Below are 14,755 nucleotides of genomic sequence, written 5' to 3' on the forward strand. Positions count from 1 at the left end.
AATCAGTAGGGTGGATAAACCGTGCGCATCCACCAAGATTGCCGGATGCGCTTCGCTTATCCAGGGCGTAGGTTGGTGTGAGGTAACGAACCCCAACACGACAACCGTTGAACCACCAGCCAAACATCAAAGCGAGACATCGCGACCCAAAAAATTATCAGTAAGGAGAAACGGGCAAACCGGTCGAAAATGTTGGGGTTCGTTACCTCACCCCAACCTACGCAAGCCCAACTTACCAGGTTAAGTCCTTAACGATTTTCGTATTGCTGCACGACGCTTATGAAACCACCGGATCATCCCGGTTGCCAGTAACGTAGGACAAGTTAGTCCTATTAGGGATACGAAGATCCGACCGGGAAGGCCCAAGCCATAACCGGCATGTAGCGGGTATAGCCAGGTCAGGAAGGTGTCGCCCGCTGATGCTGCGTTGTAATCGAATCTCCAAAGTTCCTTGCCGGTGTATTGATCCAGCATCAATTTGACTTGATTGCCGGTACCGTTAGTACTGCGTACCTTAACAATTTCGATGACACCATCCGGCTGAAGCGGTGCGTGCAGCCAATTGAATTGACCACCAGGCGCCAATTCGTCTGCAACTGCCACCGCATTGGTTACTGAAATCGGTTTCGCGCCGGGGGAGGCTACCGAATGCAAATTGTCTGGTGGCCGATGCAATGTCGATAGGGCGCCAGCCGCAGCTTTGATCCATAAGCCCTCAGGTTCGTACATAGCAACGCCGCTTATCAGCATTACTGCGATGAATAAGCCAGCATAGACACCATTCAGTTTATGAAAATCGTAGATGCGGCGTTGGGGCCCAGCATGGGCTTTAAGCGTCAATGCCCAGCGCCATTTGCCGGGCTTCGGCCACCACAGCCAAACGCCGGTCGCAATCGATACCATTGCCAATAGCGCACTGACTGCGACGAGATGCTCGCCAAATGAACCTAATAGCAAGGATTGATGTATTTGCACGATCAATTCCATTGCGGGCGCCCGCCAAACTGCCGAGGGATCTAGCAATAGCCGCGACCCGCTAACACCCCCAGTGTTTGGATTGACGTAAAGTTCGTATTCGCTGGCATCCGCCAACTGGTAGCGTGCCGTCAGAACTAAGCGGTCCCGCTGCCAGCAGGGGAAATATATTGCTTTTAGCTTGGCGTTTTCCGGTAGCGCGCGTTCCGCGGCCGCAACCCAATCCGCTGCAGTCGGTCCGGTTTGACTGAACGTCAGCGGCATTGCGTTCAGCAAACGTGGATTCAACCAGGTATCGAAAGTTTGCCAAAATGCCATCACGCTGCCGGTGAGACCGACTACCGACATCACCATGCCGACCGACAAACCCAAATACAAGTGCACAGCGAGCCAGCGCGCCCGCCAGCGTTTCGAAGTATTGGAAGCCATGCGTGACCTTAATACTCGAAACGCAAAGATCCCAGCACCGTCAGCGGAGCGCCGGGGTACGCCGCCAAACCGGCGTTGGAATTCACGTAATATTCCTTATCCAGCACGTTGTTGACGTTGACTTGCGCGGTCAGCGCCGACCGGCCGATGCGAAATTTATATGCCGCCATCGCATCCATCCGCACGTAGCCCGGCAAATCCCAACTGTTACCCGAATCACCCTTACGGCGGCCGGCCACGTAGGCGCCGGACCCAACTTTGAAGCTGTCCGTGACGTCGTAGGTCAGCCAAAGATTGCCGGATGAGTCGGGTACGTTAGGCAGTTTCTTGCCTAGATTGCCGTCGTTATCGGCTGTGATTTCGGTGTCGGTGTAGGTATATGCGGCGATCAGACTTAGGCGCTCGGTCAAACGCCCAGCCACGTCCCACTCGATACCGCGGCTAGCCGCCTCGCCAATCGCGCGTTGCCGGCTGTCGTTGTCCGGATCGGTGGTCAACAGATTCTGCTTGGTCAAATGAAAGATCGCCAGATTGGAGCTCAGCGCGCCACCGAAAAATTCGGTCTTGACGCCGATCTCGTGCTGCTGGGCCGTTTGCGGACTGAACGGTTTGCCATCGAAGGATCGGCCGTTATTGGTACCGAAAGATTCTTGATACTGGTAGTAAGTCGACAGCCAGTTAAACGGTTGGTAAACGATGCCGTAGCGCGGATTCAATGCTTCGTTGTTGACCGGACGCTGAGCATCTTCCGGCGAATAGCCTTGATAGTTGTCAGCATTATCGTAGCGGCCACCCAAGGTTAAATGTAATCGATCGGTCAGATCGACCTGGTCTTGCAAATAAATGCCGAACCAATCGTTGCTTTGCTCGAACCAATCGCCGCCGGCAATGGCTTGTTCGCGCGACGGTCGCGGAATCGACAGCTCACGCGGGCTGAATACGTTGTAATTCAGCCCGTTCAGCGGGATAAATAACTGCGGCCCATGAAAGCGTTCGCGCAAATAATCGAAGCCCATCAACATAGTGTGTTTGATGCCGAATGTGACGAAACTGCCGGTCAGGTTAAGCTGGGTAAACCACCATTCCCGGTTGTTGTTGGGTTCGGCGATGATGTTGCCACGGTCGACTATACCGGTGTCGGGATCGATACCGCTGATCGTGACGCGACCACCACGTATCCAATTCAATTCTTGGTTGGCGTACAGACCATTCCATTTCAGTTTCCAGTTGTCGTTAAACTGGTGTGTCAGATCGACTGCTGCCACGTAATTTTCGCTATGGCCGTCCGGCTCGGTGGGTTTGTACAATTCGAGCAATCGTTCGTGAGGGACATCGGCAATCTGGCCGCCGATCACCGGGTTGCCTTGCGGATAAGTAAATTCGGTGCGGCTATAATCCAGTTGAAAATTTATCTGGGTACGGTCATTGATGTTCCAAGTCAACTGGGGCGAGAGCGACAATAGATTGTTCTCGACATAAGGTACGAAAGATTCCGAATTGACGTTTTGTAAATTGAAGCGGTACAGCACTTTGTTGTCTTCGGTCAGTGCGCCGGTGGCATCCACGTTGGTGCGGTAGAAATCGTAGTTGCCGAATTGTTGTTCCAACACATAATGCGGCGTGGCTTGCGGCTTTTTATACACCACATTGATCAAGCCTCCAGGTTCAGCGCGACCGTATAGTACCGAAGCAGGGCCTTTCAATAGTTCGATGCGCTCGACATTGCCCATTGCAATTGGAATGCCTGACATTCTGAAACCATCACGGTAGTAAAAGCCACCAATGTCGCCAGTCTCGCCGGTACTGAAGCCACGTAGAATAAAGGCTTGGTCGTAGGGTGTGCGGCCACCACCGGATGGACTATTGACTCCGGCGGTGTATTTTAGGGCTTCATCAGGTGTCCAACTTTGGCGGTCTTCAATTTGTTTACGGGTGATGACGTTTACGGTACCGGGAGTTTCCATCAACGGTGTTTCGGTTTTGGTCGCAGTTGATGCATTTTTTCGATTGTATGTGTTTTCAACCGAATCAAGATCACTTACTGGTTTGCCCTCCACCGTCACCGCCGGCAAAGTCGATGTCGCATTGCTTCCGTTTTCAGCCGCTTTAACTGCCACCGCATCATCCGCCGTAAAGATATAGGTCAACCCGGTGCCGGTCAGTAATTTTTGCAAGGCTTCCCGCGCGGTAAAGTCACCTTGAATGCCGCTGCTTTGCTTGCCTTTCAGCGCGTCACCATCACTGAAGATTTGGATGTGGGTTTCCGCTGCCAGTGCTTTTAATGCATCACTCATGCTTTGCGGGGCAATGCTCAGGTGATGGGTCTGCGGTTCGGCAAGTACTGTGCCGGTTGCAGACAGGATTGCCAGTGCCAGCAGGCTGCGACGCGGTTTCCATGTGAATTTTTTCATTCTTGATCCTCTGATTGCTGAAAGGTCTGTGCCGTTTATTCCGGCTCACTAAGTAAGACAGCTCAGCTTCGAAAATCTGGTCAGCTTGGGTCAAGATTATTGAGAAAGTTTTTTGATAGTGGCTCTCTGAGGCCTGAGTTAAGATATTTTTGTGCGCATATATGATAGCAATTTAACGAATCATAAGCGTCGTAATCGACACCAATGTATTGGCAGTAGGGCTGATAGGAAAGACAGGCCAAGTTGGGAAATTTTGCGGCACTGTCTTTAAGAGGGGATTTACAGCCCTTCGTTGGCAACGCGCTTTATCTTGAATATCAGGATTTACTCAATCGCGAGCATATCCAAGCCTTATGCAATCAAACGTCGGTTTCTTTGATGGCGTTTCTTGATGGCTTTGCGAGTGTCTGTACTGCTGTGGATGCGCGTTATCTTTGGCGCCCTAATTTGCAGGATGAAGCGGATAATCACGTTATTGAGTTGGCTATAGCCGCACGTGCTTCTTACCTTATTACCAACAATTTATCTGATTTCGCCAATGCGGAACTTAGGCACATCGGTTTTGAAGTCGTTACACCGCAACAGCTATTGAGGTTATTAGAACCATGACTACCTTATCCATTCGTTTACCTGAAGACATGGCGGAAAGACTGAGAGAGATAGCCAAGGTCAGAGGTATTAGTCTTAACAAATTAATGTTTGAGTTTTCCGTACAAGCACTGGCAGAAGATGAGGCTAAGCAACGGTTTACGGCGGCACAGGTGCGCGGCAATGCGAAACAGGCTTTGAAAATGCTTGATGAATTGGATGCTATGGGGCTTTAAGCTCGAAACGAACCGTTTACTGAGAATTCGACGTAGAGGTATTTGCTAGCCTCTGGTGGGCGAAACCATAATCTTGCCATCTTGAAATTGCTCGGTTTTGATCGGCAGTGCCGCCTGCAGGGTATTCAGTATTTTGGGCAGGTTGTCGATTTCGAAGCTGGCCGATACCCGAATTTGTTTAAGTGCTTCACCGCTGTATTGGAAGCTTATTTTGTGATAACGCTGTACTTGGCTTAACACGGTTTCCAAAGGCGCCATCTCAAATACCAGCCGGCCACTGCGCCAGGCAATGATGTTGGCAGCATTGGTGGCAATCGGCGCATAGACTTGGCCTTGGTCGTCGTAGCTAATTTGCTGGCCTGCTAGCAATGCAGGGGTTTCGTCATTTTTTGGCGTGCTGCTCAGGTGCAGCCAAAATGCTGATCGGCTGATGACATGATCCAGCCAACGCGCTCCGGTTATTTTGCTGTCCGGAATGATCTGTACTTGACCTTCAGCGACGGTGACTTGCGTTGTGTTGTTGGCCGAATACACATTAAAGCGGGTGCCAATGTCATGAATGCGGCCATTGCCGGCTATCACATCGAAAGGCCGATCTATTTCATGGGCCACACTCACGTAAACTTCGCCTTTTTCCAGACTAATCACCCGGCGGTTGCCGGTTATTTTGACGGACAGTTGGGTATCGGTATTCAGGGTGATTTGCGAACCATCGGCCAAATCAATCGACTTGCGCTCGCCGACTGCGGTGGCATAGCGATCGGTTAGCCGATATTCATTTAAACCAAAAGTGGTGGTCAAAACCAGCAAGCCCATCAATCCGGTTGTTTGCGCTTTGCGGATGCGCTGTTTACGCTGGATGCGCTTTGCTCGAATGTGCTGTGCCGCTTCCCGAGCCGGAAAGCGGGTGGGTTTTAGTTGATCCAGTTGTTGCCAAAGTTGGAGTGCGCGTTCGTATGCCAGGCGGTTGCTGTCATTTTGTGCCAGCCAATCCTGTAGCTGCTGTTCAGCAGCCGTCGTCCACTCGTCCGAATGTTGCGTGAACACCCAAAATCCGGCTTGTTCCTGGGGCGTACCGCTGAGTTTGTAAGTTTTGGATTTCATCTGGCCAGTCTTGTTTGCGCTTTACCTAATAAGACAGTTGAGCACTGCTTATCGGGTCAGATTATCACCCAAAAAGTCATGCCCCAGATGCTGAATAAGATGTTGCCAGGCTTTGAACACATAGCGTTGCGCCGATTTGCTGGAAATGCCCAGTGCTTCGGCAACGTCTGGGTAACTCAAGCCATCGAGTTTGCTCAAGATAAAGGCGTGCTGTGCGACTTCCGGCAGTTGCAGCAAAACCGATAGAAAACGCTCCAGTTGCTGCTGTATTGCGACCGTCGTTTCCGGCGCAGGCAGCGGGCAAACCAGTTGCTCCAGCTCTACCGGTTCGTCTGGCGTATACCGCAACCTGACCTGTTCGTGATCGTAGGCGTTTTTGCTGAGATTGGCGGCGGTTTTAAACAAATAGGCCCGGTGGTTTTCGATGGCCGTCAGATTGGGATGTTGCATTAATCGTAAAAAAGCCTCCTGGGTAATATCTTCCGCGATTGTGACATTGCTTTGGCGTTCAGCGAATGCCAGAAGCTCCTTGCCGTGTCTGCGGAATAGTTTGTCCAGTAATGTATTCATGCATTTTTGATCGAGGCAGGCTTAATGCGGTCAATCGGGTTGGTTTTTTGGGTAGAAAACCTGGTAGGGCAGCAAAAAATATTCCATTTAACTGGCTTCGGGTTTTTTCATAGCATGTGTTTTTCATAAAATCTCAATATATTCATTCGGTTAGATTATGGCTAAAACTCTAGTCAAGCCGATATTTTGACAACGCATCCAGTGCTGGTAAGCAATTGTTTAAGAAAAATCGTGGCATATGACTTATTTTCTTGTCGGAGTAAGTGAAATCTCATATTCGATAGATATCAATAATCGTCCAGGCGGGCTCCCGCCAGCAATTTTCCGGTTCGGTACAAGAGGTGTTCGACTTGACGTGCCGAGAGTTTTAATTCGGCGGCAATTTTTGGGTGACGTTTGCCGTCCAAGCGATGCAAGCACAAGATTTGTCGGTTGAGTGAGGGTAAACCGCAAAGCCAACTTTCGAGCGCCAACCATCGTTGCTCGCCCTGTAAAAAGCGCTCCGGCAGCGGCTTGGGGCACTGCCAGTCTTCATCCAAAGCGCCGCCGTCCCGCGCCTGTTGCCGAGCTTGGCGACGCAAATAATCCAAAGCCAGATTGCCGGCCACCCGGTACAAAAACGCCCGGCAATTGCTAATGGCATCTTGTGTTGGGTATTCGGCGATATGCAAAAAGGTATCCTGCAATAAGTCTGCCGCCGCTTCCCGGCACTGGATCTGCCGCCACAGAAATTGCTGTAGCTCGGTTTGGTGCTGTAAAAACGCGGCAGTTAAGGGTGGGTGGTGGTTCGTCATCTAATATCAAAAAGATTGCCGCTTTTAAGCTGTGCCTCGGCGCTCAGGAGTGCCGAACAACTCTGAGTAATTCGTGTGTTACATCAGCGTATGGAACGCGAGTGGCATTTGGTTTGACCGGGTTTTTGGGTTCAATTTGAAAGTGGGCGGAAAATCGCCGAGAGCGTAGGTTGGGGTGAGGCACGAACCCCAACACGACAACCGTTTAGCCGCCAGCCATACCTGAGCGCGAGACATCACGCCCCATAAAATCATCAGCAAGCAGCAAAGGCCGAACCGACGACGATTAAAAATACCGTCATCATCAGGCCTGTGTAGCGATGCAGCAAAACCCAAAACGGGCGAATTTTCATCATGACTCTCATGCTATATTTCCAAACATCCCAAACCCCAACCCAACGGCTACCATGCTATACCGACGTCATTTCAGCGAAGGCGGCAGTTATTTTTTTACCGTTAACCTGGCGGAAAGAAAGCGGCGCTTATTGGTGGAACACATCGACGCACTCCGCGAAGCCATTCGCATTGTGCGCAGCCGCCATCCATTTCAAATCGACGCCATGGTGGTCATGCCCGACCATTTACACGCCCTCTTCACGATGCCACCCGGCGATGCCGACTACCCGACCCGCTGGATGTTGATCAAGGCCGGTTTTTCCAGACAAATCCCCAAAACCGAACGCATCAACGCTAGCCGTCGTAGCAAAGGCGAGCGCGGCATCTGGCAACGCCGATTTTGGGAACACACCATCCAAGACGAAGACGATTTTCGCCACCACATCGATTACATCCATTACAACCCCGTCAAACACGGTTACGTCACCCGCCCAGCCGATTGGTTACATTCCAGCATCCATAAATACATAAACGCCGGCACATTGCCCGCCGAGTGGGGAGCCGCCTCCCCCGAAAACGACAAACGGTTTGGGGAGCGTAGGTTGGGGTGAGGCACGAACCCCAACACGACAACCATAAAACCACCCGCAAACAACCGACAACGCGACATCAAAATTACCGATGATTTGAAGGCCATCAATGTTGGGGTTCGTTACCTCACCCCAACCTACGGTCCTCAGGCCCATAAACCGCCGGCACCAGTCCGGCGTCAAACCTAGTCACAGATACACCATCAATCAAAGTTTTCGACGGCTGAAGAGACTAGTATTCAAGTTGGATAGACCCCATGAAAGACCTCGGTTCGCCGGGGATAATATTCATACGTGGCAAACCATCCAGTACATTGGTACTGTTATAAAATTGTTTATCGAGCGGGTTATTGACATTCAGTTGGGTGGTCAGCTTGGTATCCCCCAGTTTGATTTGGTAACCGACTGAGGCATCCCAGCGCACATATCCGGGCAATTGCAGATCATTTTCCGTATTACCTTGACGCTCACTAACCAGATATATACCGGTACCGAAGCTCAAGCCTGTTAGGTTGCCTTCATGGAACAGGTATTTTGTCCAGATATTAGCGCTGTGTTTAGCGGCATTCGGCAACTGGTGGCCTTGATTGCCGTAATTGTCTTTAGTGATGTCCGTATCGGTCAACGCATAGGCAGCGGTTAGACTCCAGTCCTCTGTCAAGCGGCCCGCGGCATCCAATTCAATACCGCTACTGCGCGCTTGACCAATGGCGCGCTGAAAATTTCGATCAGCAGGGTCAGCCGTGGCAATGTTGTCCTTGTAAATCTGAAAGAATGCCAGCGTTGAGGTGAATCGGCCATCCCAAAACTCAGTTTTAATACCGCCCTCATACTGTCTGGCGGTTTGTGGTGGTAGCGGGACTCTGGAGATGCCGTTACTTAAACCAAATGATTCCACATAATTGGCGTAGAGCGACAAAAAGTTGAAGGGTTTATAAACTAAGCCTAAACGCGGCGTGAATTTCTTGGCATCCACCTGCCTGTTGTTATAAGCCGATTCCGCTTCAGTCAGTGATGTGCCGGAAAAGCCGTTACCCGCAGTAGCCCAATCCTGGCGGCCACCGAACAGAAAGTGCACTTTGTCGAAAAGGTTGAGCTGGTCTTGAAAGTAAAATCCAGCCCAGTCTTGTTGATTGGTGTAAAAAAAATTGTAGTCTGCTGGCGTGATTGAGGACGAATCCGCGACATAACGGGGATTAAAAATATCGATTGGCGGTGCTAACGGACTATAGTCGGCGAATCCCCAGGCATTTTGTTCTACCCCGTAATAGTCAAACCCCAACAAGATGTTGTGGCTTATGCCAAACGTATTGAAATGACCAAGTACATCAAGGTTTGTACCGTATGTATCGCGTTCTTGATTCATTTTCCAAAGCCCTCGATTCATCGTCCTGTTATCGGCGTTCATGCTGTCCGACCATAGCGTGTTTTGGTCATAGTCGGTCAATGAGGTTTGGAAGCGCTGACGCACTGTCCAATCTTTGTTAAACGCATGCGACCACGCCAATTCCAGTAGTTTACGGTCTTGCTTGTTGCGAAAGTTGGGGTCGCCCACAAACCTGCTATTAGGCAGCGGTGCGGGGCGGTTGCTGCCGTTTAGGGCCGGAATGCCGGGGTCGTCCACTTGGTCATCGTTTTGGTATTCCAAATTCAAGTTGATTTGTGTAGCGTCAGACACTTGCCAAGTCATTGATGGTGCGAGAAAAATGCGTTCTTTGTCGCCGAAATCGCGGAATGAGCCTTTATTGAGATAGGCCAAGTCGAAGCGATACAACAAACTTTTGTCGTCGTTGATTGGGCCGGTGGCGCCCAATGCCGTTCGATACAGATCAAACGAACCGAATTGCTGCTGTAAGCTGTAATGCGCATCAGTCGACGGTTGGCGTGTTACCAAGTTAATCAGCCCGCCAGGCTCGATACGTCCGTACAGGATAGCCGCTGGACCTTTCAGGACTTCTACTTGTTGGATATTGGCGGGTTCGAACGAAAACGAAGGTTGGCGGATACCATTACGAAAGATGGAAAATTGCGAGTCGAACCCGCGAATGACGAAATTATCGTAAACCGAGCCTTCATCTCCGACCGCAGCGCTACGCTGTACTCCGCTGACATTCTTTAGAGCATCTTCCAGCTTAATAACTTGTTGGTCTTCCATAACCGCGCGCGAAACTGTTTGGATAGATACTGGCGTATCAATTATGGGTGTATCCGTTTTAGTGGCGCTGGAAACACTAGGGACGCTGTATTCTTCGGTCGAATAGTATTCCGGCTTCCCCACCACTTTCACCGCCGGCAAAGTCGATGCCGCATTACTCCCCGAATCCACCACCTTGATAGCCACCGAGTCCTCACCGGTAAAGCTGTACGTCAAACCGCTACCCGCCAGCAGTTTTCTAAAGCCTTCTTCGATGGTGTACTCGCCATCCAGCCCGCTAGTGGTTTTGCCGTCGGTCAACGTGGCTTCCGCTGAAAATAGTAAGCCGGAGCTAGTCGCAAACTGCCTTAAGGCCTGACTCAACGAGCCGCCGCCAATATGGTAGCTGCGCTTAATGCTGGCGTGGTCGTTAATGCTTTCCGCATGGACGGGGCCGGACAGGGTTAATGCGGAGGCCAGTAGAATACCTTGTATAGCCAGGTGCAGTCGAGAGGGTTGTAAGTCGTGGTTGCTGATGTGAAAGGTCGATGACATCGGTTTTATCTCCTTTAAAAAATGCGGTTGTCATTACCTATGTCAATCGAGACTGAAAAAGCGGAACTGGACATTAAATATATTTTTAAATAATTTTTAAGTAGCTGTTTTCGTTAGGAAGAAATTGGTATTTTTTGCAGTCAGAACAAAGAGAGCACATAACATTGTGGACCGAGTATCAAGCAGTGATGCGCTTGTGTACATACAAAAAAGTTATACAATGCTCGCATGGAGCGATATTTTGAGTGGGATGACAAGAAGGCGGCAATTAACTACCGCAAACACGGCATCCGGTTCGATGAGGCCGCGCTGGCCTTCGATGACCCGCTTGCCGTTTCAGAGCAAGACCGTATCGAGAACGGTGAGCAGCGTTGGCAGACCATCGGCATGACGAGTGGTTGTCTACTGCTATTGGTGGCGCACACAGTGCGCTTTGAAGACGAGGGTATTGAGGTGGTACGCATCATCAGTGCCCGTCGCGCGGATCGCAAGGAACGGAGGCGTTATGAGTATGGTTAGATATAAGCAGGGCGAGTTGCCGCCTTTGACCGAAGAACGTAAGGCAGAACTCAAGGCGCTGGCGGAAATGCCGGACAGTGAAATTGACTACAGTGACATTCCGCCGCTGGATGAATCCTTCTGGAAAAACGCCGTGCGTAATCCGTTCTATAAGCCTACCAAGACCTCTACCACGGTGCGTGTGGACACTGACGTGCTGGCCTGGCTGAAGAGTCAGGGCAAAGGCTATCAGACCCGCATCAATGCCATTTTGCGCGAAGCTATGCTGCGGTCATTGCATGATAAGGGTTGAATACAGCGCAGCAACAATTAGCTTAACGCGGCAAAACTTTTACCCAGAAAGGCAGCGGATAGGAGAGTTTGACCGGCAAGTTGGTAGCCAGCGAGGCCAGGATTTTGTCGGTATCTTTGAGCGGGAAAGAGCCGATGATGCGCATGTCGGCAATTTCGGGCGCGCAAGTGACGTAGCCTTGCCGGTAACGATTCAGTTGCAGCAGAAACTCGCTGAGCGGGATGTCGTCGGCGACGATGATGCCTTGGCTCCAGGCGGGTTTGTCCAGTTTGCTTGGCTGTATGGGTTCGATGCGATCAGCTGCAAACCGGGTATTTTGTCCGGCATGTAGCTGCTGTTTCGGGCTGTTAGGATGGGCTGGCTGGATTTCCACGCTGTCGGCAAACACCGTGACCTCGCTGCGGTCAGTTTGTTGGCTGACGCTAAAACGGGTGCCCAGCGCCCGAACTCGGCCATCCTGGGTATCGACCACAAAAGGTCGCTGCCAACCTGCGTTATCCTTGGCGGTCTCGATATAAATTTCCCCGGATACCAGTTGCAAGCGCCGCAAATCAGCGCCGAATGCCACGTTCAAGGCGCTGCCGCTATCCATAGCGACTGTCGAGCCGTCCGCCAAGGTGATTGTTTGGATTTGACCTTGGGCGACATGGTAATCCGCCGTCCAGGCTTGCCAGTAACCTGCACGGGAAAACTGCCAGCTCGCCAAGCAGACGCCACCGAGCAATACCAAATGTTTGATAGCGCGTCTGCGCTGCAAATCCGGCGCCGTCAAGGCGGCTAAAGCGGCTTTGGGTGGCAGCGCTTTAAAGCGCTCGATATGAAATTCTACTCTGGACCAAGCGGTTTGATGGTCGGGATGTGCGGCTAACCAGGCTTGCCATTGCGCGGATTCATTGGCTTGCACTCGTCCGGATCGGAATAACGCAAACCACTCGGCTGCTTCAGCCAGAATGCGCGGGTCGATTTCCAGGGGGCGTTTTTGTTGCATCTGGGATTAAAAGCCTGCACTTAAGCACTGAAACATGGCTTGTGCCACGTATTTTCTGACCATGCGGTCACTGACGCCTAATTGCCGACCGATTTCGGCATAGGAGAGGTCGTCGAGTTGCGCCAACAAAAAGGCCTTACGCACTTTTGCCGGTAGTTGATTGAGTAATTCGTCGATTTCCCGCAAGACTTCGAGCACGATGGCGCTATCCTCCGCCGAAATGACCCGCTCCTCGGGATAGGCCGCGAGTCTCGCTAAGTAAGCCTGTTCGATGCTGTTGCGCCGCCAGTGATTGATCAGCAGGCGTTTGGCGATAGTAGTCAGGTAGGCGCGGGGTTCGTTGAGACTTGGTATGTCTTTTGCGGCGATGACGCGCAGAAATGTATCTTGGGCATGATCTTCCGCCTGCAGGCGGTCCTGCACCCGTTTTTCCAACCATTGCAGCAGCCAGGGGTGGTGGTCCTGATACAGGCGGGTGAGGTCTTGTTGGCCGTCGTCAATACACTCTGTGCTCATCGATTTAGTTTTACATGCCCAGTTTACAAAAGGTCTTACGCTTTGCCGTTAATGCCTTCGGCCTAGCGGCCCGGCTTTTTTTTGCAAACTCAAAACTAAGCAAGAACTGCTCCGAAGTCGTTAATTTAGGCGGCTTGTCTGTTTGGGGTTTTGAAAAAATAAATAAAATCATTTTCTTACAGTTGCTCACGCTCATGCGCATGGTCGAGCCGAGGAGTGCGCCGCTTCGAAACCGGATGTCTAAAATGCGTGATTTGGCGTATTTTGTTTGAGAATGCGTGAAATCATCTAAATCCCATTGGCCCCGCCGTTGAGGTATGGATCGGCCCTGTTACACGCCATTGAAATGGGTGTGGTTCAACGGGGGCGTAAGTTAAGATGTGCAAAAACTCATCGGCTTAAACGACATGTCTCATTCCAATGACCCGTACTCGGAAACAAGGCGGCTGTTCAATATCTTCAGCGGCTCGGTTGGCAACCTGGTGGAATATTTTGATTGGGCCATTTACGCCGCGTTTGCCTTGTACTTTGCCCCGGCTTTTTTCCCGGAAACCGATCAAACTGCCCAGTTGTTGAATAATGCGGCGATATTTGCGGTGGGCTTTATTTTTCGGCCTTTGGGCGGATGGTTGCTCGGCAGTCTGGCAGACCGCAAAGGCCGCAAAAGCGCTTTGCTGCTTTCGGTCAGCTTGATGTGTTTAGGATCCTTAATCATCGCTTGCACGCCGGGCTATGCGGTAATTGGTATGTGGGCGCCGGCCTTGTTATTGTTCGCCCGCATGTTGCAGGGCTTTAGTATCGGCGGCGAATACGGCAGCTCCGCGACATATCTGAGCGAGATGGCTGCGCCGCATCGACGCGGCTATTACTCCAGTTTTCAATACGTCACTATCGTACTGGGGCAAATTCTGGCTTTGGGTTTATTGATGTTGCTGCAAAAATGCCTACTGAGCAGCGCAGAGCTGCATGATTGGGGCTGGCGCATCGGTTTTATCGTCGGCGGCTTGCTGGCGGTGGTGGCGATGGGCTTACGCGGCAATATGGCCGAGACCACGGCTTTTGTCGAACAACAGGCTTATCCCGGCCAACGCGCCCAGCTACGGGAACTGCTGAACTATCCCAAACCGGTAATGACGGTGGTGGCTTTGACCGCCGGCGGGACCTTGTCGTATTACACCTTCACCGTCTACATGCAAAAGTATCTGGTCAACACCACCGGCTTTAGTAAGGACGATGCCACCACAATCTGCACGCTGGCTTTGATCGTGTTCATGTTGCTGCAGCCGTTGTTCGGATTAATTTCGGACTACCTCGGCCGCCGTACGATGCTGATTGCTTTTGGTGCCGGTGCAACCCTGTTTACCGTGCCATTGCTTGATCTATTGGGCCACGCGCAAACCATGGCTTCGGCGTTGGGTTGGTATGTTTGTGCATTGCTGATTGTCTCGGGCTATTCGTCAGTTAACGCCATCGTCAAAGCCGAGCTGTTTCCGGTGCATATTCGGGCCTTGGGGGTGGGGTTTCCCTATGCCTTGACCGTAGCGATATTCGGCGGCACTGCCGAGTATCTGGCGCTTTGGCTGAAAAGCCTGGGACACGCGGAATGGTTTGCATACTACGTTAGCGCATGCGCGGCTGTATCGATGCTGGTGGCCTTTGCCATGAAAGAGCCGATGCGGGGGTCGCGCTTGGATTGCTGACTTATTGGATCGTCCGAT

Annotated in this window: 15 protein-coding genes; 7 read left to right on the forward strand and 8 right to left on the reverse strand. The window is 51.5% G+C overall.

Features of this window, described 5'->3' with window-relative positions; translation table 11 throughout:
- Positions 1-240: 240 nt before the first annotated feature.
- Entirely contained in the window at positions 241-1,404 is a 1,164-nt protein-coding gene (locus tag ACMXD4_RS05200; protein ID WP_415880050.1) for a PepSY-associated TM helix domain-containing protein, read from the reverse strand.
- A gap of 8 nt (positions 1,405-1,412) precedes the next feature.
- Positions 1,413-3,815 carry a TonB-dependent siderophore receptor gene (locus ACMXD4_RS05205; protein ID WP_415880051.1) on the reverse strand — a complete coding sequence of 801 codons (2,403 nt, stop codon included), beginning with the start codon at positions 3,813-3,815 and terminating at the stop codon, positions 1,413-1,415.
- Positions 3,816-4,058: 243 nt separating this feature from the next.
- Here ACMXD4_RS05205 and ACMXD4_RS05210 point away from each other — a divergent pair, with 243 nt between their 5' ends.
- Complete coding sequence (locus tag ACMXD4_RS05210; RefSeq protein WP_415880052.1) at positions 4,059-4,424, forward strand: putative toxin-antitoxin system toxin component, PIN family; 366 nt, start codon at positions 4,059-4,061, stop codon at positions 4,422-4,424.
- On the forward strand, positions 4,421-4,639 hold the full coding sequence (locus tag ACMXD4_RS05215; RefSeq protein ID WP_415880053.1) for a ribbon-helix-helix protein, CopG family: 219 nt from the start codon (positions 4,421-4,423) through the stop codon (positions 4,637-4,639). Before ACMXD4_RS05210 ends, ACMXD4_RS05215 begins: the two co-directional genes overlap by 4 nt.
- A 45-nt stretch (positions 4,640-4,684) precedes the next feature.
- On the opposite strand, the gene ACMXD4_RS05220 is transcribed toward ACMXD4_RS05215, so the two are convergent.
- The 3 genes from ACMXD4_RS05220 to ACMXD4_RS05230 all read right to left on the reverse strand — a co-directional run bounded on the left by ACMXD4_RS05220 (position 4,685) and on the right by ACMXD4_RS05230 (position 7,107).
- Positions 4,685-5,743 (reverse strand): FecR family protein, encoded by a 1,059-nt coding sequence (locus ACMXD4_RS05220; protein WP_415880054.1) that lies wholly within the window; start codon positions 5,741-5,743, stop codon positions 4,685-4,687.
- 48 nt (positions 5,744-5,791) lie between these two features.
- Positions 5,792-6,313 carry an RNA polymerase sigma factor gene (locus ACMXD4_RS05225; protein ID WP_415880055.1) on the reverse strand — a complete coding sequence of 174 codons (522 nt, stop codon included), beginning with the start codon at positions 6,311-6,313 and terminating at the stop codon, positions 5,792-5,794.
- Between the two features lie 287 nt (positions 6,314-6,600).
- Positions 6,601-7,107 (reverse strand): RNA polymerase sigma factor, encoded by a 507-nt coding sequence (locus ACMXD4_RS05230; RefSeq protein WP_415880056.1) that lies wholly within the window; start codon positions 7,105-7,107, stop codon positions 6,601-6,603.
- Between the two features lie 407 nt (positions 7,108-7,514).
- On the opposite strand from ACMXD4_RS05230, the gene ACMXD4_RS05235 reads away from it, so the two are divergent.
- Complete coding sequence (locus tag ACMXD4_RS05235) at positions 7,515-8,054, forward strand: REP-associated tyrosine transposase (RefSeq protein WP_415880057.1); 540 nt, start codon at positions 7,515-7,517, stop codon at positions 8,052-8,054.
- Between the two features lie 211 nt (positions 8,055-8,265).
- Here ACMXD4_RS05235 and ACMXD4_RS05240 read toward each other — a convergent pair whose 3' ends face one another.
- On the reverse strand, positions 8,266-10,722 hold the full coding sequence (locus ACMXD4_RS05240; protein ID WP_415880058.1) for a TonB-dependent siderophore receptor: 2,457 nt from the start codon (positions 10,720-10,722) through the stop codon (positions 8,266-8,268).
- Positions 10,723-10,950: 228 nt separating this feature from the next.
- On the opposite strand from ACMXD4_RS05240, the gene ACMXD4_RS05245 reads away from it, so the two are divergent.
- Together ACMXD4_RS05245 and ACMXD4_RS05250 are read left to right on the forward strand one after the other, a co-directional pair.
- Positions 10,951-11,241: a BrnT family toxin gene (locus ACMXD4_RS05245; RefSeq protein WP_415880059.1), complete on the forward strand. Its 291-nt coding sequence runs from the start codon at positions 10,951-10,953 to the stop codon at positions 11,239-11,241.
- Complete coding sequence (locus tag ACMXD4_RS05250; RefSeq protein ID WP_415880060.1) at positions 11,228-11,533, forward strand: BrnA antitoxin family protein; 306 nt, start codon at positions 11,228-11,230, stop codon at positions 11,531-11,533. The genes ACMXD4_RS05245 and ACMXD4_RS05250 overlap by 14 nt, the downstream gene beginning before the upstream one ends.
- 22 nt (positions 11,534-11,555) lie before the next feature.
- Here the strand turns inward: ACMXD4_RS05250 and ACMXD4_RS05255 are convergent, their stop codons facing one another.
- Both ACMXD4_RS05255 and ACMXD4_RS05260 read right to left on the reverse strand, forming a co-directional pair.
- A complete protein-coding gene (locus ACMXD4_RS05255) occupies positions 11,556-12,521 on the reverse strand; it encodes a FecR domain-containing protein (RefSeq protein WP_415880061.1) in 966 nt (321 codons plus the stop codon).
- Between the two features lie 6 nt (positions 12,522-12,527).
- Entirely contained in the window at positions 12,528-13,037 is a 510-nt protein-coding gene (locus ACMXD4_RS05260) for a sigma-70 family RNA polymerase sigma factor (RefSeq protein ID WP_415880062.1), read from the reverse strand.
- Between the two features lie 14 nt (positions 13,038-13,051).
- Between ACMXD4_RS05260 and ACMXD4_RS05265 the strand changes: the two genes are divergently transcribed.
- Complete coding sequence (locus ACMXD4_RS05265; RefSeq protein ID WP_415880063.1) at positions 13,052-13,309, forward strand: hypothetical protein; 258 nt, start codon at positions 13,052-13,054, stop codon at positions 13,307-13,309.
- A gap of 135 nt (positions 13,310-13,444) precedes the next feature.
- Positions 13,445-14,737, forward strand: a complete 1,293-nt coding sequence (locus tag ACMXD4_RS05270; RefSeq protein WP_415880064.1) for an MFS transporter — start codon at positions 13,445-13,447, stop codon at positions 14,735-14,737.
- Positions 14,738-14,755 lie beyond the last annotated feature (18 nt).

Origin of the sequence: Methylomonas sp. TEB, assembly GCF_047777895.1 — a bacterium.
Lineage (GTDB): Bacteria > Pseudomonadota > Gammaproteobacteria > Methylococcales > Methylomonadaceae > Methylomonas.

What these genes read in the sequence shown, in the direction of transcription:
- ACMXD4_RS05215 (WP_415880053.1), top strand. Translation starts at nt 4,421, where the DNA reads ATGACTACCTTATCCATTCGTTTACCTGAAGACATGGCGGAAAGACTG.
- ACMXD4_RS05265 (WP_415880063.1), top strand. Translation starts at nt 13,052, where the DNA reads ATGCCCAGTTTACAAAAGGTCTTACGCTTTGCCGTTAATGCCTTCGGC.
- ACMXD4_RS05220 (WP_415880054.1), bottom strand. Translation starts at nt 5,743, where the DNA reads ATGAAATCCAAAACTTACAAACTCAGCGGTACGCCCCAGGAACAAGCC.
- ACMXD4_RS05235 (WP_415880057.1), top strand. Translation starts at nt 7,515, where the DNA reads ATGCTATACCGACGTCATTTCAGCGAAGGCGGCAGTTATTTTTTTACC.
- ACMXD4_RS05200 (WP_415880050.1), bottom strand. Translation starts at nt 1,404, where the DNA reads ATGGCTTCCAATACTTCGAAACGCTGGCGGGCGCGCTGGCTCGCTGTG.
- ACMXD4_RS05250 (WP_415880060.1), top strand. Translation starts at nt 11,228, where the DNA reads ATGAGTATGGTTAGATATAAGCAGGGCGAGTTGCCGCCTTTGACCGAA.
- ACMXD4_RS05225 (WP_415880055.1), bottom strand. Translation starts at nt 6,313, where the DNA reads ATGAATACATTACTGGACAAACTATTCCGCAGACACGGCAAGGAGCTT.
- ACMXD4_RS05255 (WP_415880061.1), bottom strand. Translation starts at nt 12,521, where the DNA reads ATGCAACAAAAACGCCCCCTGGAAATCGACCCGCGCATTCTGGCTGAA.
- ACMXD4_RS05230 (WP_415880056.1), bottom strand. Translation starts at nt 7,107, where the DNA reads ATGACGAACCACCACCCACCCTTAACTGCCGCGTTTTTACAGCACCAA.
- ACMXD4_RS05240 (WP_415880058.1), bottom strand. Translation starts at nt 10,722, where the DNA reads ATGTCATCGACCTTTCACATCAGCAACCACGACTTACAACCCTCTCGA.
- ACMXD4_RS05205 (WP_415880051.1), bottom strand. Translation starts at nt 3,815, where the DNA reads ATGAAAAAATTCACATGGAAACCGCGTCGCAGCCTGCTGGCACTGGCA.
- ACMXD4_RS05260 (WP_415880062.1), bottom strand. Translation starts at nt 13,037, where the DNA reads ATGAGCACAGAGTGTATTGACGACGGCCAACAAGACCTCACCCGCCTG.
- ACMXD4_RS05270 (WP_415880064.1), top strand. Translation starts at nt 13,445, where the DNA reads ATGTCTCATTCCAATGACCCGTACTCGGAAACAAGGCGGCTGTTCAAT.
- ACMXD4_RS05245 (WP_415880059.1), top strand. Translation starts at nt 10,951, where the DNA reads ATGGAGCGATATTTTGAGTGGGATGACAAGAAGGCGGCAATTAACTAC.